Raw genomic sequence first — 20518 nt, forward strand, 5'->3', positions numbered from 1 at the left:
AAGCTCATTTTATAAAATTCATCACGCGTCTACATTAGGTCGCTGCCGGCTTTATTTTCCTGCAAGCCGTGTTCTTCCCTGATGCAAAAGCCTTTTTTTCCAAGAGCTTTAGCCAAACTTTGCTCTGTTTTAATATGAGAAAAGTCGATGCCGAGCTTCACGACCGTCTGGGCGATTTCCGGGCGAATTCCCGAAATAATCGTTTCAATCCCCAAAAGTTTTGTACTGTCAACGACCTTGAACAATTGATAAGCAACCATTGTATCGACGACCGGCACACCTGAAATGTCGATAAACAGATGGGACAGGTGAAGTGCTGTACATTGGCTGAGTGCCGATTCAATAATCACTTTTGCCCGATGTGTATCGATTTCTCCAATGAGCGGTAAAATGCCGATTTGCGCTGAGATCGGAATAACCGGAGCGCTCAATTCATGAATCATCTCTTTTTGCGCTTTCAAACAGCTTGCTGTCGCCTGATCATATTCAGAAAGAAAATGTTCAATGATTTCATCCATCAGCGAGTGAAGCCGTCTGTTCCAAGCAAATAGATGTTTTTTTGAACAGTCATGATCATTTGAAAACGCTTGGATCTTATCCATTAAAATACAGCGGAAGATTTTAAATCCCTTTACGCTTTCCATAACAGGCATTTGCCTTGCGGCTCTGTCCCTGGCCATTTGTTTCAGACAAATGCCGGCTTTTTCCCAATATTTCTCCGTCTTTTCCTCTGTTAGCACATTCGAGACCGCGTGTACAAAATATTGAAATTCTGCCGCGGTGTTGTCTTTTTCCGAAGGAATTTGAGCCATCCATTCATCAGCGATTTGATCCGCTTGTTTCATCAAATAATGATAAAGAGCGGAATTCGTGCTATCCATTTTCAATCCTCCTCACTAAAATTGCTCACAAATTCAGAATGTTTCACCTGGATCTGAGAGTTTTTCATCCATATGTATAAAACAACAGATATTGTCCAACACTATTCCTACAGTACGTTGGGCTATAGCCAAGCGGTAAGGCAACGGACTTTGACTCCGTGACGCGCTGGTTCGAATCCAGCTAGCCCAGTTGTTCCATGCGAAAAAACGAAGATTGCTGAATGGGCTTTTCAGCAGATCTTCGTTTTTTTCAGGATACTGATCGATGCAGCGTGTTTTTCTTTAATTTCAAAAGTTCGCTGGGATTATATCCGACAACAAGCTTTTCTCCATTGACGATAATTGGACGTCTCAACAGTTTCGGTTTTTGAATTAACAGCTCCAATACTTCGCTGACTGTTAATTCTTCAATATTCAGGTTGAGCTCTTTAAACGCCTGGCTTCTTGTTGCCAGTATTTCATCAATGCCTTCGGTCGTCAGAGCCAGAATCTCTTTCAGTTCTTCTTGATTGGGCGTCTCTTTGAATAAATGACGCTCCTTAAAATCAATCTGATTGGCTTTCAGCCAATGTTTTGTTTTTCTGCATGATGTGCAGCTCGGGTATGAATAAAAGATCAAGTCTCCCATATGATGTCCCCTCCTCCTGTTATGTTTGCCTTTGTTATGTGTAGTACCCTTGATCTTTTTGCCTTAAACACGGCAAAGTGAATTTTTTATCCGTCATTTCATCACAAAATTGTAAAAAATGAATTGTTTTTCTCAAAATGAAAATGTTTACATTTAAAGTTCAATTGATTTATAATAGATGCAAAGGGGCTTTTTGGGAGGGATATCAATGAATCGCATGTTCCGCGTATTAGGTTTCTGGACAGGTATCTTTGCGGTCATGTTTTATTTAGGAGATATGAAAGATGCGTCACTGCTGTTTTTCGGTCAAACGGTTTTCTTCGTCTTCTTATCGTACCTTAACTTGACCGAACGAATGTATATTTATATTTTCGGGGCATACTTGACGATCTTTTTTGCCGCTTTTACATACTATTCTGTTTTTATCATGGTTCCCGGTCAGGGGGGCCATTAAGAAAAAAAGAGACGATCCTCCGGATGCGTCTCTTTTTTATGTTAAATCGTAAACCCGTTAATGAACGGATTTTGTTCCTGTTCTGTCGCTATATCTGTTTCAGGGCCGTGGCCGCTTAACACCAGCGTCTCTTCAGGAAGGGTAAGAAGCTTTTGATGAATGCTTTTAATTAAAACTTCATGGTTCCCTCCCGGCAGATCTGTACGGCCGATGCCTCCTCGGAACAAAACATCTCCCGAGATGATGAGTTGTTCTTCTTCCACATAATAGGAAACACTTCCAGGGGAATGTCCCGGGGTGAAGAAAACACGCAGCTGAAACGGACCGATTTCAAGCACCTGCTCTTCTTCGATCAGATGGTCGGCTTTTTCAGCTGTAATCGTCTGTCCGGTTAACAGAGCTGATCCGTTTAATGATGGATCTTGCAGCCACTCTGCTTCATTTTGATGTACATATACAGGAATGTCCCATTCTTTTCTTACCTTGTCCACCGCGCCGATATGGTCGAAATGGGCATGCGTCAGTAAGACGGCAAGCGGTTTAAGCCCTTTTTCTTTTATGTATTCGTTTAGTTTTCCGGCTTCGCTTCCGGGATCAAAGATCAGGCATGCGCCGTCTTCTTTTGCTAAGATATATGCGTTTGTTTGAATAGGGCCTAAAGGCATTCTTCTCCACTTCATTTCTTTCACCTCGGATTGATCATTCTTTGTTCCATTATGAAGGTTTTGTGAAAAACTTTCAATGAATCAGGTTGCCCTCGACAAAACAAATGAAAACGGTTAAAATTGAATTATTGGAAATAAACTGCAGGGGATCCAAACGAAGGGGGTTTATATTGATGTTGCTCGTGATCATATTCGGTCTTGTCACGATATTATCAGCTCTGGGTGTTCTTCGTTCGCTTAAACAAATCAATGTGCTCGGCATTTTGTTCGGCGGAGCTGCTTTTTTAGTCTTCGGCTGGTTTACGGTCATGACGATTATAAACAGCGGATATCCGACGGTACACTAAGCTGTTTCCTTTTGGACAATAGGACAGCCTTGCACCGGAAAACGCGGAGCAAGGCTTTTTCTCTGCCGTCTTTGATCATTTTAAGCGATTTTGTACGCTTGACAGCTTCCCTTCCATTGTCGTTTTCTTATCGCGCCGGTCATCAATCCTGATGTTTGTCGCCACTCTGTGTATGCCTTTTTGAAACGGCGCTTCATGAATGGTTTGAATCACCTCGAACAAAGCGCTTAGTTCCCCTTCGATTAACGTATTCATCGGTGTCAGCTGATATTTGATTTTTCCTTCTTTTTGAAATCCCTCTAAAATCGTCTGAATCTCTGCCACATACTCGCTTACGCTCGGCGTTTCCGTTCCGATCGGTATAATGGTTACATCTGCTATTGCCACTGTTTAATACTCCTTTCTATTCCTTGATCACAAGGGGCTCGTATTGACTGGTGCGGAGTGAAATGATCTGATCCCGTGTATACCCGTATAATGCATATTTCCCGTCAGGAGACAATTCAATCGGAAGCATATCGATATCCTTAACAATGACCTTCCGTTTTCCGGACTTGAGATTGACGGATATCAGATCAAACAGAGATCCTGATTCACTCGGCTGATATGTGTAAAACAATTGATGTTGATCATCATAGCCATATTCCGCTGGCGAAAGACTTGAATATTCGGAGAACAGCGGAAGCGTGAACGAGCGCAGCTTTTCCGAAGAGGAAACATCTGAAAATATGTAGGTCCCGTTTTTGCTGTCTGCGGATGTCTTAACAACCAGCCGCACGTTGTTGAAGACGTCGAGCAGCACAGCTTGATCAGCGATTTTCTTTTCCCGTCCGTCCGCCATATCATAGGAATAAACAGGAGCCGGTTTTTGCCGGTCCTGGTTATTCCATTTCAAGAATTCGAAAGAGTCGGGAGACGTCCAGTGAATAAAAGCGGCCTGGACGATGTCTCTTTTTATTTTGGCTTCTTTTGCATTGAGCAAATATGATTCATAATTCCAATCTTTCGTAAAAGCTGTCACATATAAAAGGTAAGGATCGTGCTCATTCCAGTCCACCTGCAGTTCATGTGTGCGAAAGCCTCTTGAAAAAAGCTCATCTCCCTGCACATTCATCAGCGTTAATTTGATTTCAGACCCGTCGCCGGCGGTTTGAATGAGCATCATGCCTTTTTCCCTGTTCAACTCCAGTGATATCAGTCTTTTATCTGTTTTGTAGATCGTTTCACCCGTCCCTTTAAATATATCATATGATCTGATTTCACTGCCTGCAACCGGATGTGTTCGCGTATATAAAATGGTTTCATGATCGAGCCAACCCGCAGCTTCATCAAAATGCCGGTCCTTGAGTGCTGCAACTTTTTTTTCCTCGACTACTTCATCGTTTTTCCGCTTTTTTTCAGAATGTTCCTGATGAACGTTTTCCGAGCCGCCTATGTGAAAGGGCGTACAGGCAGCTGACAAACCCGTCATCACAGCGGCAATGATACATAATGAAACTCTCAAACCGGCCATTCTCCCTCCATCAATGATTCTCTGTCTTACATTACGGTTTTGCATCAAAAAGGTTTCAGCTCTCAAAAAAACAGGATGCCCACAAGATTCCTCTGCTTTTACAATATATATCGTCAAATTGTTTCAACGGTAAAGGATTTTTCCCTTTGCCGAGTTCAACTGTATACCCTTCTTTTTGATAAAAATGAATGAACCAATCCCTGAAACCCGCATAGCTGTCAATATATCTGACTCCTTGATATCCGCTGAGACGCTCAAACGTTTGGATGACACTGAAAGATTCAGAAGGCTCAAAGCCTTTATATCCCCAATAAATTTCTTCACCCTGCGTATGAAGCGCCACAAGACGATCAGGCGGCCGGCTGGCGATTAAATCCCTCATGGCGACCGCCTCCGGCTCGGTCAGCGGCGCATCACCGGGATAGTCTCTGTACGACGGTCCTTTAGGAGGCTTGCGCTGTTTCTCGATTTCCCAAAAAGACGGAAACTGATTATTTAAATCGACCCCGTTGATATTGGCTTTCCATTCCTTAAAATCGGGCTGATGCTCATTTATGTCATCAAGTGCGCCTGACTCTATTCCCAGAGACTCGGGACCGTTCAACACCAGATCAACTCCGTCGGGATTCACGAGCGGCACGATTGAAAGCTTAGTCTGGCAAAAAAGCGCCGGTGGTGAGTAATCAAACAGTTGGCGGCCGGTACATAAATAAAGGCAATATTCTTTAAGCCATTTCATCAGCACAGAGGTGGTAATCCATTCGTTGGCATGGAATGAAGCATTGATATGAGTCGTTTTTTCTGCATCCCGGGATCCGAGGCGCAGTTCATAAATCGGCTGCCCCAGCACGGAGCGGCCAATCACGCGGGTTGTGATAAACGGGAAGCAAGACGTCAGCTTTTCGATTTCGTTTGTCAGCGCTGTTGAATCATACACGGCCGTTTCTGTCAGCCATTGTTCATCGAAGTTTCCCCGTTCCTTTACCAATAATTTCATCTGTTCATATGTTTCTGCTGTTGGGGTGTTATTTCCTGCTTCTAAAGATGCTCCCGGAAAATAAAATTCTTCTACAGAAGCGCCAAGGTTTGCGCTGATTAAAAGTTGTTCGGGTATGTTCAGGATGTCAGACAGCCTTGACAAGTTTTGTTTTAACTCCGGTTTGATTTTGATAAATGCCATCAATGATCCCTCCCACAATAGCATATGACCGATGATTCAAATGGTTTTCGCAGATTTTCATTCCCTTTCGATCCCTGCTTTATTTTGCTGTTCGTGTTGTTTTTTTGTTACTTATCAGTTGCCGTTTTTGCTGCCGGAACATATCAACATGCTCTGCGATAGACGAAAAAGGTCGATACTCGTTATGGGAAGAGTTATATGTGAGTCAATGTACCCCTGGCCATTTGCCGTATTTAAACCGCTGCCCTTTTTGAATGGGGCAGAAACCGGGGAAATCATTTAAAAATTCATTACATACATCAGATCAAGAAGGTTTTTCATGCCGCGGATTCAAAGGAGACACTAACCTCATTAAATTTGAGGATGTTGCAGGTGTAGAAATGAAGTAAGTCCTTCTTTCAGCAGAAAGGGCTTTACTCATTAGAAACTGTTTTTATTCCAAGCAGTTTTTTTGCTTCGATATGTTTTCTTATAATAATTGTCGTACGAATATGTTTTAGTGAGTTTTGACTCCTCCAAAAGCTTTTATGGCTTTTATGGCTTTTTTGATCTTTAACCGCTTTAACTAAGCTGGCCAGTACGTCACCAACAGCACCTATACAACCTAGGGCTCCTTCAGTTTTGAATGGCTTGTCCGATTGTTTAGCACATAAAAGTGTTGAGAATTCAAATATCACCATACTCAAGTCTTGGAAGTTGCCTAACTATTGATGTCTTCTTAGGTTTCTAACGATTAGCAATATTTAAGACAAAAATTGTAATGCATTTCATATGAATTGCAGGACTTCTCATCAATATTTGCTCATTGGATAATGAAAAAACACTCTCAGTGTTTGAAAGTGTTATGGTAAAATATTCATTGTACAAAGTTTTGGCTCACTCAAGGGAAGTTGGCTCATCCCCTATGAAAGGGGGTGATGCTAATGGCAACTTTTCATGCGATTTATTTAATGATCGCTTTTGGCACGTTTATTCTTGCCTTGTTGTCGTATATAAACAAGAAATAGACTTCCCTTGAGCCCGCAAAGTTCCAGGGAAAGTCTATTCAAAAGACGCTTTGAGCCAGCCCCTTGAGGGCCGCTTTGTACTTCTGACTCGACTGTTGGCGCAGTCGGGTCTTTTTTAGTTTATGCAAAGATGAATAAGAATAAACCATGTAATGCATTACATTCTTTATTTAATAGTAATCAAATTTCATTACGTTGTAAACGATTTTGTTTACATGTATGAACATTTAAAGTGCCTCTTCAACGTAAAAGAGCAGGCTTATATCCACAACCAATTTATGGTTATAAACGTGATTTTCCTGCCTTCGTCACGGCTTTCAATTCGGATTCTGTGTATGCTTTTAAAGAGGTCGATGCATTCTTTTCATCGTCTTCTTTTGATCCGTCATCCTTTGATTCATCTTTGCTCCCGGTTTCATCTTTGATTAATTCACAGTCAAATTGTTCATTGTCTTTGAGATAGAGATAAACCGATTTTTTGACGTTTCGCTCTGCTCTCAGAAGTTGATTCAAAAGCTCTTGCCTCAGTCATTATTTCCATTGTGGTAGCCTTTCTACGATAGGAGAGAGGCTATTCACCGTTAAATATCTAATGATATAGGTGCACATTAAGTCTCACTTAATAATGAACATACGTACTCTCCCCGTTTCCAAATAAAAAAGCGTCTTTGTAAACGCTTCCTCAACGAAAGAAAAAAGCTTCCGGCCTCTCCTCCGGAAACTTTAAGACAGCTTTTTATTCTACTTTGTTAAACTTTCAGTGATAAACTTCAGCTGGCCTTCCAATGAGATCGGATCAGAAAAATAGAAAGCCACCGGATCGATTTGATACACATGATCATGCTTGACGGCGTCGAGATTTTTCCAGATGGAAGTGTCAAATACACCGCCGTCTTCACCGCCTGACTGCCATGGCCCGATAAAAATATAGTCTCCGGCGAAATCAGGCAGCTTTTCAAGGGAAATGCTCGTATATCCCGGACCTTCTTTGATTGTTTTTTCTTTCGTCAGCTTTGTTGCATTCAATCCGAGGTCATGATAGACGATCCTTCCGCCTCTTCCGAATTTATCGCCGTACACATAGATCTCTTTGCCATTCGTTTGCATAATGGAAACCGTTTTGTTGCCGATGGCTTTTTGAACTTTTGCTTTTGCCGCGGAAACCTTCTTGTCCCACTCAGCCAGCCATTTTTCCGCTTTATCTTCCGTATCGGTCATTTTAGCGAAATCCTTCAGCTGTTCGAGGCTGTCCTTGCCGTATTTCAAGGCAACCGTCGGGGCGATTTTTTCCAGCTTTTCAATATCTGCATCCTGCGTCGTCCAAACCACAATCAGGTCCGGCTTTAATTTAATGATTTTTTCAGCGGAAACACCGTCTCCTATGTTTGTCACGCCATCGGTTTTCCCTTTGAAGTACGGGTTTTCAAATACCCTGTCAGGCGCCCCGACCACGTTGATCCCAAGCGTCTTGAAATATCCGTAATAGTCGTCAGCCATGACAACTACTCTTTTCGGATGCTTAGGGATTTTAACCGTTCCGTTTTCAGCCTTGTATGTAATGGTCTCTTCCTGCTTTGCATCAGAAGAAGATCCTTTATTCTCTGATTGATTTCCGCATGCCGCCAAAGCCGCAATCATGAGTAAGGCAAACAATGCAGCTCCGATTTTCTTGCACTTAAACGTCATCTGTCATACCTTCTTTCAATGTTTATATGATAAAGAAAATCATTATCAATTATACCATGGAAAGTATGCTTGACACACTGTTTTTTGTAAAGTGAGCGAACTTCACAGAACGGAAAAAACAGGCCGGATCTGTCGAAAACCGGCCTGTAAAAGCTGCCGCCGTTAAAGAACGGAAGCTTTTTTATTCTTTTTGGCTGCCCTTTTGTTGACCGGCAGCCGGCTGTTTTTTCAATCGTTCACTGTCGTAAAATCTCAACAAATCGCCGTATATGATCTGATCTGAGAGTGAAAGCTCCTGTTTGGCTTTTTCGATGTAGGGCTCACAGCTCTCTTGATTCTTCACAGGCTGTCCCGTTGATTTATCATAGCATACACCGTCTGTGTAAACTTTGTCTTTCGTAATAAAGCTTCCGTCGCGAAGCACCGTGAACTCCTCTTTATCTTTGGAAAACAAGTCATTTCCGAACTGGATTTGATCGCTTGAGTCAATTCCAAGCAAATTCAGCAGAGTCGGCCTGATGTCAATTTGCCCGCCGACGGTATCAATTGTTTTCGGCTCTTTGTCGGTTATGCCTGGAATGTGAATCACCAGCGGAACTCTTTGAAGCTGGACTTCCTCAAAAGGCGTTACTTCCCTTCCGAGGAACTGCCCCATCGCTTCATTGTGGTTTTCGGAAATGCCGTAATGGTCTCCGTATAACACGATGATGGAGTTCTCATAAAGGCCGTCCTCTTTCAGCTTTTCAATAAAACGCTTGAGCGCCTCATCCTGATAGCGGACTGTAGGAAAATATCTGTTTAATGTGCGGCTCTTTGAATCATATTCGTCAATCATCTTATCTTCTTCATCAAGTTCAAACGGAAAATGATTCGTCAGCGTGATCAGTCTCGTGTAAAAAGGCTGTGGCAGATCTTTCATCAGCTCTGACGTCTGCTCAAAAAATTCTTTGTCTTTCAGCCCCCAGCCGACAGAGTTTCCCTCATTGACTTCATATGAATTGATATCATAAAATTTGTCGTATTCTAAAGACTTATACATGATATCCCGATTCCAGAAACTTTTGTTGTTCGCATGAAATATCGCGGAATAGTAGCCGTGATTTTTCAAAATTTCCGGAGCTGCCGTATATTCATTTCCGGCATTCGTAAAGAAGACCGCTCCCCTTCCCAGCGGATAAAGGGAATTATCGACGATGAATTCTGAATCTGAGGTTTTTCCCTGGCCTGTCTGATGATAAAAGTTTTCAAAACTGTAGCTTTTTTTAATCAAGTCGTTCAAATATGGCGTAATTTCCTTGCCGTTCAGCTTCTGATTGATGACGAAGCTTTGGGTCGATTCTAAAGATACGAGAATCACATTTCGCCCTTTGGCGATACCGGCTAAATCTTTGTTTGTTTCCGTCCTGTTCGCATTGACAAAGTTTTCAACCTCTGTGAGGCTGTTGCTGTCTGCCAGAGCGCGCTGGGCGGACTGCTTCGACTGGATGAGGCCGTCATAGATATGGTAGTTGTAAAGGCTGATGTTTTTGACAAGCACCTCTCTGTCGAACGATCTCGTCAAGAGCTGCGGCCTTTCAGCCTCTGACATTCCCAAATTGAAAAAGAAAACGGCTGCGGCAAACAAAAAATATGCCGCTCGCTCCTTTCTCGTCAACGCGTTGCCGGATTTGGCGGCATGGCGTTTGTGAAGCCAAATCAAAATCGCGATGTCTACGACAAGAAGCAGGTCGGCAGGCATAAACAAAGATGTGATGCTGCTTCCCAAATCCCCCATATTATTCGTCTGGAATAAGACAGGAATCGTTAAGAAATCGTTGTAAAAACGATAGAAAACCATGTTGGCCAAAAGAATAAGTGTCAAAACGATACTCGTTCCGATAATGAAGCGGTTTCTGTTTTTTTCTTTAAAAAACAAGCCGATTCCGAAAACAACAAGCAAAAAGCTTAACGGGTTGATGAACAAAATAAACTCTTGCATGAAGTTTTCAATTTTAATGTTAAAGCTGGTTTTATAAACGACATATGTTTTCAGCCACATCAGCAATGTCGCAAGCAGCAAAAATGATACTTTCGAAAAAAATGGCTTTCTCATGCCAAACCTCCCTCTACAGCAAGACGCATAATTCCGGGAAATACTATTTCCACATCCTGTTTTTAGAAAATTAACAAAATGACTAAACGATATCTTAACCTGATTGGACAAAAAAATCAAACTTTTTTAATATTTGTTTCAAAGTGTTCAATATCTGCTTCCATTAACCGCGGAAAAGGTTTATATCACAGGCTTTGCTTGATTTTTAAGCCATGCGTTTTTCGCAATCCATGCGCCGCCGATGACTCCCGCGTCATTTCCAAGGGAGGCGATGACAATCTCAGCGGCCTTGCCCGCTCTTGGGAAGGCGTATCGCTGAAACGACTTTTCCACTTTTGAACGCAGGATTTCACCTGCTTTTGAAACGCCGCCGCCAATCACGATTTTTGCTGGGTTCAATGAGCTCGCCAAGTTGCCGAGAACAAGGCCCAAATGGTTCGTCACATAATCGATGACCTCCAAGGCGGCCGGATCGTTTTGTTCAGCGGCTTCAAAAATATGACGAGCCGTTACATCAGGAATGTCCTTTAAAACCGAATCACAGCCGGCTGCGATTTTCTCGTTGACGATTCTGACGATGCCTGTTGCAGACGCGATCGTTTCGATACAGCCGGTTTTTCCGCAGTTGCATGGCGCTCCGCCTTCAGGAACCGATGAGATGTGGCCGATTTCTCCCCCGGCTCCGTTTTTTCCGTGGACAATTTCTCCATTGACAATAATGCCGCCGCCGACTCCCGTTCCCAGCGTGACGAGAATCAAATCCTTCGCGCCGTCTCCGGCCCCTTTCCACATTTCGCCGAGAGCCGCGATGTTCGCGTCGTTTTCAATGGCCGCAGGCAAACCTGTCTCAGCCTCCAAATGGTCTTTTAAAGGATAGTTTTCCCAGCCCATATTGGTTGTTTTATAAACAATGCCTGTCTCTATATCGACCGGGCCGGGCGCTCCCATACCGATCCACTTCAATATCTGCTTCGGCTTTCCGATTTCCTCCAGTTTGCTGTCGATCGCTTTTGCAATGCTTAATGTAACGGTGTCACCCGATTTATCGGTTGGAATTTCCCACTTATGCTGGATCTCTCCATAAGCGCTTACAAAAGCGAGTTTTACAGTCGTTCCTCCAAGATCGATCCCGACCAGCCAGCTGTCATTCATTTATAAATCCCCCTAGTCCAACTGTTTTATTTTTTCTTTATATTCGTCAGTTCATTCTGCAAAATCGACATGGCTTGAATCCATTGTTCTTTTTCGATCAGATTTGAAAGGAAGATTTCTTTCAGTTCTTCCATCATGAACTCAATCTCGAGCTTTCGATCTCCGAAATATACGAAGCATCCGAATCGTTTCAGAAGCTGCTGTACATCATATACGGTTTTCATTTTATTCACCAAGCTTCCTGAGGTCTAACAATAGGTTATAAATAATGCCTGCCTGCGTCAAGCAAAAAAAGCCTGCTTTCGGAAATGAAAGCAGGCTTTTAACGGTCGGGATCCTGAGGATTTAAAAATACGGGCCGTCTATTTTTGAGAGGCATCGGCGTGCGAATCGCGATATCGCGAAACGCTCTGTAGTCAAAGGGAATGAACGGCCATAAGTATGGGACATGGAAGGACTTCATTCTGACCAAATAAACAATCCAGCAGAAGATGGCGATGACAAATCCAATCGGTCCGAATGCGCCGGCTGTGAGGAGCAGCACGATCCTGACCAGCCGGTTCGCAACACTCATTTCATAGCTTGGCGTGGCAAATGTGCCGATGGCAGCGACGGCCAGATAAAGGACAACCTCATGCGAAAACAGTCCGACTTGCACCGCGACTTCTCCGATCATTAACGCCGCGACAAGTCCGAGTGCTGTTGCAAGCGATGACGGCGTATGTATTGCAGCCATTCTCATCATGTCGACCCCTATTTCGATGATCAGAAACTGCGCGAGCAAAGGGATGGCCCCCTTTTTTTCAGGCCCGATATATTGAAGGGCATCAGGCAGCAGTTCAGGATGAACGGACAGCAAAAACCAGAGCGGAAGCAAAAAGATCGAAGCTAATACTGATATAAAACGGACAAACCGCATATAGGCACCGGCAAGAGGCTTGTTCCGATACTCTTCGGCATGCTGCAAATGGTGCCAGAAAGTAGCCGGAGTAATCAGTGCGCTCGGTGAACCGTCGACAAAGACGAGGATATGGCCTTCATATAAATGAACGGCAGCAGTATCCGGTCTTTCAGTATAGCGGACCGTCGGGTAAGGGTTCCAGTGCCGGCCGCCGATGTATTCCTCCAGCGTCTTTTCAGCCATCGTTAAAGCGTCCGTGTCGATCGCTTCCAATGACTGCTTTAGTTTTTTGACATTCTCCAAATCAGCGATGTCTTCAAGATAGCAGACGACGACGTCTGTTTTGCTTCTTCGTCCGATTTGCATATACTCCATCCTCAAGGAACGATCGCGGATTCTTCTTCTTGTCAACGCTGTGTTAAACACAATCGTTTCGACAAAACCGTCTCTCGATCCCCTGACAACCCGCTCATTATCGGGTTCTTCAGGGCTTCTGGCCGGATATGTTCTGGCATCTATGATAATCGCGTGATCAATGCCGTCGACAAGCAGCGCGGTCGGACCTGACAAGACCTGGTCTGCTACTTTGTCCAGATCGTCCTCAGTTGCAATTTCCACATAGGGAATATACGTCTTAATCAGATGTTCGAGCGGATCCTCTTCCAAACAAGCCGGTGAGAGCTTTGACAGATTTTTTTGGAGATAGTGCATGATATCGTCTTTTACAAACCCGTCGACAAGGTAAAACGCCATCTTTCTCCCCGCGTACACCACATCGAGCCTGATCATGTCAAAGCTCTTATCGACTCCAAGCTTTTCGTTTAAAAACTCAATGTTTTCAGCTAAATCTTTTTGCACAACATGCTTTTTTTCCATGATAAAAGCTCCCGTCAAATGAGTCTGTTCTCTGTTAGACCATTTTTAACATAACGGAAGCTTTTCATACTTGATCACCTAAGCCGTTTCTTTTTTAATTTGTCATGCAGCGTTTGATAGATGTCTTCATCAGGCTTTTCTTTTAAGGCCTTTCGGACGGATTGTTCCGCTTTTGACCATTCGCCTTGTCTCGCGTAAACAACGGCCAGGTTATAATGGGAGGCATGGTCTGAAGGATCTTTTTTGACAACCATTTTCAGGTGTTTTTCTGCACCTTCATATTGGTCGAGCTGCATTTCAGAGACGGCAAGCAGCTTCAGGCTTTCGATCGAAGCATTCGGGTCGTCGCCTGCCTCCTTCAACACCTCTTTTACCTTCTCATACTCGCCTTGTTCATACCATTTTCCCGCCTGATACAGCATGGAGGTTTCATGAATCGGCGCTGAATGTGTCCCCCAGTAAAGAGAACAGCCTCCAATAAGCAATAATAGCACCCAGCCGGCCAAGCGATGGACAGGCTGTCTTTTTCCCGGCAGACCGACTGCCAGCGCCGTCAGAAGTCCGCCGATCAATCCGCCGATATGGCCCGCGTTGTCAACATTTGAAATGGCGAAGCCGAGGCCGAGATTCAGAATGATCATCACCATAATGTTGGTGCCGATCGTTTTTAAGAAGGCTTTGCGATTTGAAAAGGCGAGATATAGTAAAGCGCCCAAACAGCCAAAAATGGCCCCTGACGCTCCTGCTGAAGGATACGGGTTGAACAGGAAGCTGCCGATCGAACCAAATATGCCGGCTGATATATAAATGACAAGAAAACGAAGTGAACCGAATACTCTTTCTGCGGCTGCCCCCACCGACAATAATGCAAAGGTGTTAAACATCAGATGGACGAGTCCGATGTGGAGGATGATCGGCGTCACAAGCCTCCACCATTCACCGGCTAAAAGAAGGCTGTTTTCCTTCGCTCCAAACCGAATAAGGGTATCGGTATTTTGACTTCCGCCCGACATTTCCAAAAGCAGAAACATCAAAACTTGAAGAACCGCGAAAAACCATGTAAAAACAGGCTTTCCTCTTTCAAATACCGCCGCTTCACGCCGCCTTTCTTCATCTCTCTTTTTGGCCGCAGCCAATACCTCGGCTCTGATCTGGTCAACATCTTCGTATGATGCATCCCGGATCAGGCCTGTGAGATCATCAGGACTTATATTTAAGGCAAGGGCAATCTTATGTAAGCCTTCTGCTCTTGAAGTCTGTTCGATAAAAATCGGCACGATGCTGACGCGCTGATCCGCAACCGGCTGGCTTGTGACATCCTCCCATTCATCAACAGGCGCCTGCTCCGATAAGTAGATATTCAATATGGACAGCTTGCGTCTTCCCGAAGCCGTTCTCAGACGTTCGGCCCTTTCAAAAAGATCTTCAAGATCGCGGACGAGCTCCTGCCTGAAATCGACATCCCGCCTGTAGATGCGGATCAAATCATACGGGGCATTCCCCCTCGCTTCAAGCCAAGCTTCTTCAAACGAAGGGTGAGTCTGTACAAGCTCAAAATCTCGTTTTAAAAGATTACCGATTAAATTCCAGTACATATAATCAACTGAATACATCTTTAGACGCTCCATCATTATTTTTGTCCATTATATCAGGAAACACGTCTGATTGCCCCTTTAAAAAACCCCGTTATTCAAAACGGGGTTTAGAAAGCCTGCTGGATAAATTTATTACGAACAAACGGAATCCTCATGATCCAGTGGATAAAATAATGGCGGATCCGGTTTTGGCCAAGAATGACATTGATTACACGATAGCGGTTTTGAAAAAGAATGAGAGCGGCAAGCGTGCCTAATAGAATAAACGTAACTTTTCTCATATGATCCCTCCTATAACCGTATCGTGTCTCAATTTTTTATATTTATTCAGGAGACTTCACTGACAAATGAGAGTCGTTTTTTCCGTGAAAATTTGACTGACAGGGATGTCGTGTGCCTCATGGGGAACCTTGTCGATGATCTGACAGTGGAATGCGAGAGAAGCCGTCTCTTTTGTAAATCCGGCCAAATACCTGTCATAATATCCTCCTCCATAGCCGATTCTGTACCCCCGCGGATCAAAGCATATCCCCGGAACTAGAATAAAATCGATGTCTTCGGGCGCAAGCTGCTCGGTTTTATGTACAATCGGTTCCTGCAAACCGAAGTAAACGACTTCCAATTCGCTTTCGTCTTGAAAGCGGCGGAAATGCATGTCACTTGTTTCCGGCAGACATTTCGGAATGCAAACCGTCTTCCCTTCTTTCCAGGCCCGCTCAATGATCGGCTTTGTCGCCACCTCGGGCTTTCTCGAGATCGTAAGGGCGATGACGGATGCTTCCTTCCATTGTTTTGAGCTGAAAAAAGCCTCGTGAATGGCATTTGTTTTTTGCTGATATTCTTTGTCCGTCATCTGTGCAAGCTTCGTTTTCATTTCATTCCGCAAAGCGCGCTTCATTTTTCTCCCCCCTTTAAAATTGAAAAAACAGCAGGAAAATCCCTGCTGCTTACTTTGTTTCGCGGTGTAAAGTTGTTTTTTTGTCACGTGGGCAATACTTTTTGAATTCAACGCGATCTGGATTGTTACGCTTGTTCTTTGTAGAAATATAGTTACGCTCGCCGCAATCAGTGCAAGCCAAAGTAATATTTACGCGCATTTATTTTTCCCTCCAAACTATATATCATTTGCTGTTCAGACTTATCTATAATACCACTTCTGGCGCCGGAATGCCAGGCGTTTTTTTCGTTTGTCCGCGGTTTATTCAAATGACGGGCTGTACACACCTTTCAAAAACGATTTTTTTATCCTCTCCGGGTGATGGAGATCGAAGATGAATGCTTTTCCCGCCTGTCTGACCTTTCTCAAAGCCGCCTTGTTGCGAAGAAGTCCGTCCAGCTTGCGGCCGGCTTCATACGCATCCGTAAAATCGATGTGAAAGCCTGTTTTAAAATCCATGACAAAATCGTTCCATCCTCCGGCTTTTCCGACAGCAACGGGAACGCCCGCTGCCATGCTTTCCTGAACAGCGATGCCGAATGGCTCATATCCGCTTGGAAAAACAGCCATTTCACAGAATCCGAGCCAGTTCTCCCTTTCTTGAACTGAGAGGAAAGGGAGAACTGTGAGGCGATCCTCCATGCCTAACGATCTGGCTTCTCTCTCATATGCGCTTTTGAGAGGGCCTTCACCGGCTATGACAAGTTCAAGGCCGTCCTGTAGCCTCGCGAGTTCTTTAAAGGCGCGGATGAGCTGCAAAAAACCTTTTTCCGGAACGAATCGGCCGTAAGAAAAAAGATATGGGGCGGTTTTCGGCCGGCTTTTTACCGTTTTTGTTTTTCGGCACGGATTGGGAATGATTCGAACTTTTTCCGCCGCTTCTGGAGATCTTTCTTTCACGAAGTCTTTCATCATGCTGCTCAACACGATGATGCGCCCGCTTTCTTTTAATAGCAAACGCTCAAGCAGCAGCCTATAGGGGTGCGCTTTCCGGCCAGCCGCTTTTTGCCGGTCGCTTTCAAAGCCGTGTACGGTGGAAATGAGCGGGAGATTTAAGGCGCGTTTGAGGTAAACGGCGGCGGAAGCCGTGACATCGTCATGAGCATGAATGATGTCAAAGCTGCCTTTATATTCAAACGTTTTTTTGATCATCTGAATATTCATCTCTGCCAGCGCATCCTCAAAAGAAGCGTGTGCTGCAAGTTCGAGCGGAATCTCAAGCGTTTTCCATTGACCGCCGCCATCAAAGCACCGTTCTCCTCTGTGCGTCGTTAAGACCGTAAACATGATGTCCTCTTTTAATAGGTCAAGCAGGTTTTGCAAATACCGTCCTGCTCCGCTTTTGATGGCACAAGGATTTTCAAGCGACAGCATCAGCACCTTCATCATGTGGCAGACCCCTTTCCTTCATTTAAAGAATATCCCGTATATGCGGAAAATTGATCGACCCAGTCAAGCCTTTTGTCCTCCGGGTAAAAGAGCCGGCCGGCTGCGATCCCGTTTTTCTCCAGATAGAAGCGGTCAGAGCTAAGAATCGACAGCGATATGTTCAGCGCATTATAAAGCCTGTACTCCGCTTTGTAATAAACGCCGCCTGCAGCCTGAGAAACGGTCACTTCCCCTTTGAACGATTCGATATGTATCGTCTGCACCATTTTTTGCCCGTCTTTTATGCAAGTCAGCCGTATTTGCTTTTTGATATCTCTTTTGTCTTCTAATAGCACGGCTTCAGCAGCCGAAAGGAGGGCGTCCGTTAATTCCCATGTTACGGTCAGTGCTGCTTGATCATCTGACGTTATTTTTAAAATATCGTTAGAAAACGACAAGTCGTTTCGAATACTTTCTTGAAAAGGTTTTTTCCCATCTGTCCTTTTCACCGCCACGCCCTCCCAGGGAAAGTTTTTTATTTCCTATCCTATTGGAAAGGTCCCTTGTGATGCAATAGAAATTAATTTTTTCGGCAAAATTTTTATTTTTTTGCGTAACTCCTTTTGAAGCTAGCGTTTTTATGGTATAAAAAAGAAGGAGAAAATAAGAATTGAAGGTGATGAACGTGGAAGTTGCTATCATTGCGCTGCTTGTTGTCAGTATTGCGCTGATCGCATTCTCATATTTTCAAAGAGAACCGATTAAAGAAGTCGAACAGGAATTGGAAACCCTTCAGCTGTCCGCCATGCAGGAAATTTATAAGCTGAAAAAGAAAATGACGGTGCTCGAGGAAGAGCTTCTCGATTCAAGCGTTGTCGTCCGCAGGCCAAACGCAGGAATCAGCCAGCATATCGCAAAGCAGATTCTTTCAAAATACCAAAACGGCATGTCAGTGGATGCCATTGCAAAAGCGGAGCATGTCTCTGTTGAGGATGTCAGGGCGATCATCAAAGACAACGAGAGGGTGCTTGTATGACCAGACAAAGTATACAGGCTTTTGCCGGAGGCATGATCTTGGCGACGGCGGTTCTTGCAGGCGCATTTTATCTGACTGACAACGGCAAGGCCGAAGCTTCAAAGGACGGTCAGAAAATCAGTGACGCGGATGTCAAAACCTATTTGAAAGACAACCAGCAGGTTTCTGTTAAACGTGAAGAATACCAGGAGCTTCTGCACTACAAAGAGACGGCGCTTAAGCAGGCTGACGCCTCCCAAACGAAAAAAGACAAAGAAAACGAGCAAAAAAACGAGAAGAAAAAAGAAACCAAATACAAGCTTGAAATTAAAAGCGGCATGAGCACTGCAGAGATCGCAGACCTCCTTGAAAAAGAAAAAGTCATCTCATCCGCCGACGACTTCAAAGATTATGTGAAAAAGACCGGATATGAATCCAAAATCAAAGCCGGCAAATTTGAATTAAAACGCGGAGACAGTTTGAAAAACATCGTCAAAACACTGTCCAAATAAAAAACCAGGCTGTTTCATTTCAGCCTGGTTTTTTCATATGTTTCGCTGCTCATATCAACAGGCCGCCGATTTGATCGGCGGCCTGTTTTTTTAACCGAAACGGCCGGTAATGTAGTCTTTTGTCCGATGGTCACTTGGGCTTGAAAACATTTTGACTGTATCATTGCACTCTATGAGCTCTCCCATTAAAAAGAAAGCGGTTTGATCAGAGATGCGGGACGCCTGCTGCATATTATGAGTGACAATGGCAATCGTATACTTTTCTTTCAGCTGCAGCATTAGTTCTTCAATTTTTAAAGTGGATACAGGGTCAAGGGCAGATGTCGGTTCATCCATCAGCAATACATCCGGATTTGTCGCCAGCGCTCTTGCAATGCAGAGTCGCTGCTGCTGGCCCCCTGAGAGGCCGAGCGCCTGAGAATGAAGACGATCTTTCACTTCATCCCACAGCGCCACATCAACAAGCGCCTTTTCCACTATTTCATGTAAAACTTTTTTATTTCTCTGTCCGTGAATTCTCGGGCCGTATGCGACATTATCAAAAATCGACTGCGGGAATGGGTTTCCTTTTTGAAAAACCATGCCGACTTTCTTTCGCAATTCGACAAGATCGACTTTGCTGTTTAGGATGTTGCTGCCATTATAGCTGATTTCACCGGTCATTTTGACATTCGGAACCATATTGATCATCAAGTTCAGCGTCTTAATGAACGTTGATTTTCCACATCCCGACGGTCCGATAATGGCGGTGATCTCATATTCAGGAATGGTCAGATGAATGTTTTTTAAAGCGTGATGCTCACCGTACCATAAATTCAAATCGTTGATCTGGTACACATTTTTTGTTTTTACTGCTGTTACAGCGCTCACGATGCCGTCCTCCTTATCCGAACCTGCCGTTGATATAGTCCTCTGTCTTTTTTTCCGACGGATTCATAAAGATTTTTTCCGTTCTGTCATATTCAACTAAATCGCCATTTAAGAAAAAGGCTGTTTTATCGGAAATTCTCGATGCCTGCTGCATATTATGAGTAACGATTATAATCGAATATTCCTCTTTTAACGAGACGATCAATTCCTCGATTTTCGCGTTTGAAATCGGATCCAGCGCAGAAGCGGGCTCATCCAATAGGAGCACTTCCGGCTTCATGGCAAGCGTCCTTGCGATGCAGAGGCGCTGCTGCTGGCCTCCTGACAGAGACAGAGCGGATTGGTGAAGCCGGTCTTTTACTTCATCCCAGAGCGCGGCTTTCGTCAAGCTTTCCTCCACGATATCATCCAGCACCGATTTCTTACGCTCTCCCGCATATTTCACCGCATGGGTGATATTGTTGTAAATCGATTTTGGAAAAGGATTCGGCTTTTGAAACACCATTCCGATTTCTCTGCGCAGGTTGACGACGTTAATATTGGAATCAAGGATATTCAGCCCTTCATACAATATGTTGCCCGTTGTTTTGGCGGACGGTATCAGATCATTCATCCGATTGATGCTTCTTAAAAAAGTCGATTTGCCGCAACCCGAAGGACCGATCAGCGCGGTTACGGCCTGTTTGTCAATATTGAAAGAAATGTTTTGGACCGCACGCTTTTCCCCATAATGGATATTTAAATTCTGCACTTTCAAAATATGCTCTTTTACTTCAGGGAGCGGAGCCAATCCGATATCGTCACGCACAATTTCCAAAGTCGGGACCTGAACCATATGA

26 protein-coding genes and 1 tRNA gene are annotated in these 20518 nt (G+C 44.2%); 6 read left to right on the forward strand and 21 right to left on the reverse strand.

What is annotated here, in order from left to right; all coding sequences use genetic code 11:
• Positions 1–29: 29 nt before the first annotated feature.
• A complete protein-coding gene (locus M654_RS15840; RefSeq protein ID WP_026587855.1) occupies positions 30–881 on the reverse strand; it encodes an STAS domain-containing protein in 852 nt (283 codons plus the stop codon).
• A 118-nt stretch (positions 882–999) separates the two neighbouring features.
• Between M654_RS15840 and M654_RS15845 the strand changes: the two genes are divergently transcribed.
• Positions 1000–1071: transfer RNA gene (locus M654_RS15845), tRNA-Gln, on the forward strand.
• A 60-nt stretch (positions 1072–1131) separates the two neighbouring features.
• On the opposite strand, the gene M654_RS15850 is transcribed toward M654_RS15845, so the two are convergent.
• Positions 1132–1509, reverse strand: a complete 378-nt coding sequence (locus M654_RS15850; RefSeq protein WP_035428189.1) for a Spx/MgsR family RNA polymerase-binding regulatory protein — start codon at positions 1507–1509, stop codon at positions 1132–1134.
• 208 nt (positions 1510–1717) lie between these two features.
• On the opposite strand from M654_RS15850, the gene M654_RS15855 reads away from it, so the two are divergent.
• Positions 1718–1963: a DUF2626 domain-containing protein gene (locus M654_RS15855; RefSeq protein ID WP_026587856.1), complete on the forward strand. Its 246-nt coding sequence runs from the start codon at positions 1718–1720 to the stop codon at positions 1961–1963.
• Between the two features lie 41 nt (positions 1964–2004).
• Here M654_RS15855 and M654_RS15860 read toward each other — a convergent pair whose 3' ends face one another.
• Positions 2005–2643 (reverse strand): MBL fold metallo-hydrolase, encoded by a 639-nt coding sequence (locus M654_RS15860; RefSeq protein WP_026587857.1) that lies wholly within the window; start codon positions 2641–2643, stop codon positions 2005–2007.
• 158 nt (positions 2644–2801) lie between these two features.
• Here M654_RS15860 and M654_RS15865 point away from each other — a divergent pair, with 158 nt between their 5' ends.
• Positions 2802–2975: a DUF2759 domain-containing protein gene (locus tag M654_RS15865; protein WP_003183486.1), complete on the forward strand. Its 174-nt coding sequence runs from the start codon at positions 2802–2804 to the stop codon at positions 2973–2975.
• Between the two features lie 75 nt (positions 2976–3050).
• Here M654_RS15865 and M654_RS15870 read toward each other — a convergent pair whose 3' ends face one another.
• The 4 genes from M654_RS15870 to M654_RS15885 all read right to left on the reverse strand — a co-directional run bounded on the left by M654_RS15870 (position 3051) and on the right by M654_RS15885 (position 6354).
• Complete coding sequence (locus M654_RS15870) at positions 3051–3362, reverse strand: MTH1187 family thiamine-binding protein (protein ID WP_026587858.1); 312 nt, start codon at positions 3360–3362, stop codon at positions 3051–3053.
• Between the two features lie 16 nt (positions 3363–3378).
• Positions 3379–4488, reverse strand: coding sequence for a YqgU-like beta propeller domain-containing protein (locus tag M654_RS15875; protein ID WP_026587859.1), 1110 nt, complete (start codon positions 4486–4488; stop codon positions 3379–3381).
• Positions 4489–4543: 55 nt separating this feature from the next.
• A complete protein-coding gene (locus M654_RS15880) occupies positions 4544–5668 on the reverse strand; it encodes a M14 family metallopeptidase (protein ID WP_026587860.1) in 1125 nt (374 codons plus the stop codon).
• Between the two features lie 413 nt (positions 5669–6081).
• Entirely contained in the window at positions 6082–6354 is a 273-nt protein-coding gene (locus tag M654_RS15885; RefSeq protein ID WP_152520976.1) for a hypothetical protein, read from the reverse strand.
• Positions 6355–6591: 237 nt separating this feature from the next.
• Between M654_RS15885 and M654_RS15890 the strand changes: the two genes are divergently transcribed.
• Positions 6592–6675, forward strand: a complete 84-nt coding sequence (locus M654_RS15890) for a putative holin-like toxin (protein ID WP_201278511.1) — start codon at positions 6592–6594, stop codon at positions 6673–6675.
• A 282-nt stretch (positions 6676–6957) separates the two neighbouring features.
• Here the strand turns inward: M654_RS15890 and M654_RS15895 are convergent, their stop codons facing one another.
• From M654_RS15895 to M654_RS15945, 12 genes are all read right to left on the reverse strand, one after another.
• A complete protein-coding gene (locus M654_RS15895; protein WP_051290388.1) occupies positions 6958–7188 on the reverse strand; it encodes a hypothetical protein in 231 nt (76 codons plus the stop codon).
• A gap of 228 nt (positions 7189–7416) precedes the next feature.
• Positions 7417–8361 carry an iron-hydroxamate ABC transporter substrate-binding protein gene (locus M654_RS15900; RefSeq protein WP_026587862.1) on the reverse strand — a complete coding sequence of 315 codons (945 nt, stop codon included), beginning with the start codon at positions 8359–8361 and terminating at the stop codon, positions 7417–7419.
• 181 nt (positions 8362–8542) lie between these two features.
• On the reverse strand, positions 8543–10453 hold the full coding sequence (locus M654_RS15905; protein WP_026587863.1) for an LTA synthase family protein: 1911 nt from the start codon (positions 10451–10453) through the stop codon (positions 8543–8545).
• A 180-nt stretch (positions 10454–10633) separates the two neighbouring features.
• A complete protein-coding gene (locus tag M654_RS15910) occupies positions 10634–11605 on the reverse strand; it encodes an ROK family glucokinase (RefSeq protein WP_026587864.1) in 972 nt (323 codons plus the stop codon).
• Between the two features lie 26 nt (positions 11606–11631).
• On the reverse strand, positions 11632–11829 hold the full coding sequence (locus M654_RS15915) for a YqgQ family protein (protein ID WP_026587865.1): 198 nt from the start codon (positions 11827–11829) through the stop codon (positions 11632–11634).
• Positions 11830–11927: 98 nt separating this feature from the next.
• The gene (locus M654_RS15920) at positions 11928–13382 is read right to left on the reverse strand and encodes a spore germination protein (RefSeq protein ID WP_026587866.1); all 1455 of its coding nucleotides are present in this window, start codon (positions 13380–13382) and stop codon (positions 11928–11930) included.
• A 74-nt stretch (positions 13383–13456) separates the two neighbouring features.
• On the reverse strand, positions 13457–14995 hold the full coding sequence (locus M654_RS15925; protein WP_026587867.1) for a rhomboid family protein: 1539 nt from the start codon (positions 14993–14995) through the stop codon (positions 13457–13459).
• 89 nt (positions 14996–15084) lie between these two features.
• Positions 15085–15258 carry a hypothetical protein gene (locus M654_RS23615; protein WP_201278477.1) on the reverse strand — a complete coding sequence of 58 codons (174 nt, stop codon included), beginning with the start codon at positions 15256–15258 and terminating at the stop codon, positions 15085–15087.
• A gap of 56 nt (positions 15259–15314) precedes the next feature.
• Positions 15315–15875 carry a 5-formyltetrahydrofolate cyclo-ligase gene (locus M654_RS15930; protein WP_026587868.1) on the reverse strand — a complete coding sequence of 187 codons (561 nt, stop codon included), beginning with the start codon at positions 15873–15875 and terminating at the stop codon, positions 15315–15317.
• Between the two features lie 49 nt (positions 15876–15924).
• Positions 15925–16074, reverse strand: coding sequence for a 50S ribosomal protein L33 (gene rpmG, locus M654_RS15935; protein WP_077736422.1), 150 nt, complete (start codon positions 16072–16074; stop codon positions 15925–15927).
• Positions 16075–16175: 101 nt separating this feature from the next.
• A complete protein-coding gene (locus tag M654_RS15940) occupies positions 16176–17303 on the reverse strand; it encodes a glycosyltransferase family 4 protein (protein WP_035428192.1) in 1128 nt (375 codons plus the stop codon).
• Positions 17300–17791 carry a hypothetical protein gene (locus tag M654_RS15945; RefSeq protein ID WP_026587870.1) on the reverse strand — a complete coding sequence of 164 codons (492 nt, stop codon included), beginning with the start codon at positions 17789–17791 and terminating at the stop codon, positions 17300–17302. The genes M654_RS15940 and M654_RS15945 overlap by 4 nt, the downstream gene beginning before the upstream one ends.
• A 176-nt stretch (positions 17792–17967) precedes the next feature.
• Between M654_RS15945 and M654_RS15950 the strand changes: the two genes are divergently transcribed.
• On the forward strand, positions 17968–18318 hold the full coding sequence (locus M654_RS15950) for a hypothetical protein (RefSeq protein ID WP_026587871.1): 351 nt from the start codon (positions 17968–17970) through the stop codon (positions 18316–18318).
• Positions 18315–18809 carry an endolytic transglycosylase MltG gene (locus tag M654_RS15955; RefSeq protein ID WP_026587872.1) on the forward strand — a complete coding sequence of 165 codons (495 nt, stop codon included), beginning with the start codon at positions 18315–18317 and terminating at the stop codon, positions 18807–18809. Before M654_RS15950 ends, M654_RS15955 begins: the two co-directional genes overlap by 4 nt.
• A 90-nt stretch (positions 18810–18899) precedes the next feature.
• Here the strand turns inward: M654_RS15955 and pstB (M654_RS15960) are convergent, their stop codons facing one another.
• Both pstB (M654_RS15960) and pstB (M654_RS15965) read right to left on the reverse strand, forming a co-directional pair.
• Positions 18900–19679: a phosphate ABC transporter ATP-binding protein PstB gene (pstB, locus tag M654_RS15960; protein WP_026587873.1), complete on the reverse strand. Its 780-nt coding sequence runs from the start codon at positions 19677–19679 to the stop codon at positions 18900–18902.
• A gap of 13 nt (positions 19680–19692) precedes the next feature.
• Positions 19693–20514, reverse strand: a complete 822-nt coding sequence (gene pstB / locus M654_RS15965) for a phosphate ABC transporter ATP-binding protein PstB (RefSeq protein ID WP_026587874.1) — start codon at positions 20512–20514, stop codon at positions 19693–19695.
• Between the last annotated feature and the right edge of the window lie 4 nt (positions 20515–20518).

The sequence above is a fragment of the Bacillus sp. NSP9.1 genome (assembly GCF_000465465.2).
GTDB lineage: Bacteria > Bacillota > Bacilli > Bacillales > Bacillaceae > Bacillus > Bacillus sonorensis_A.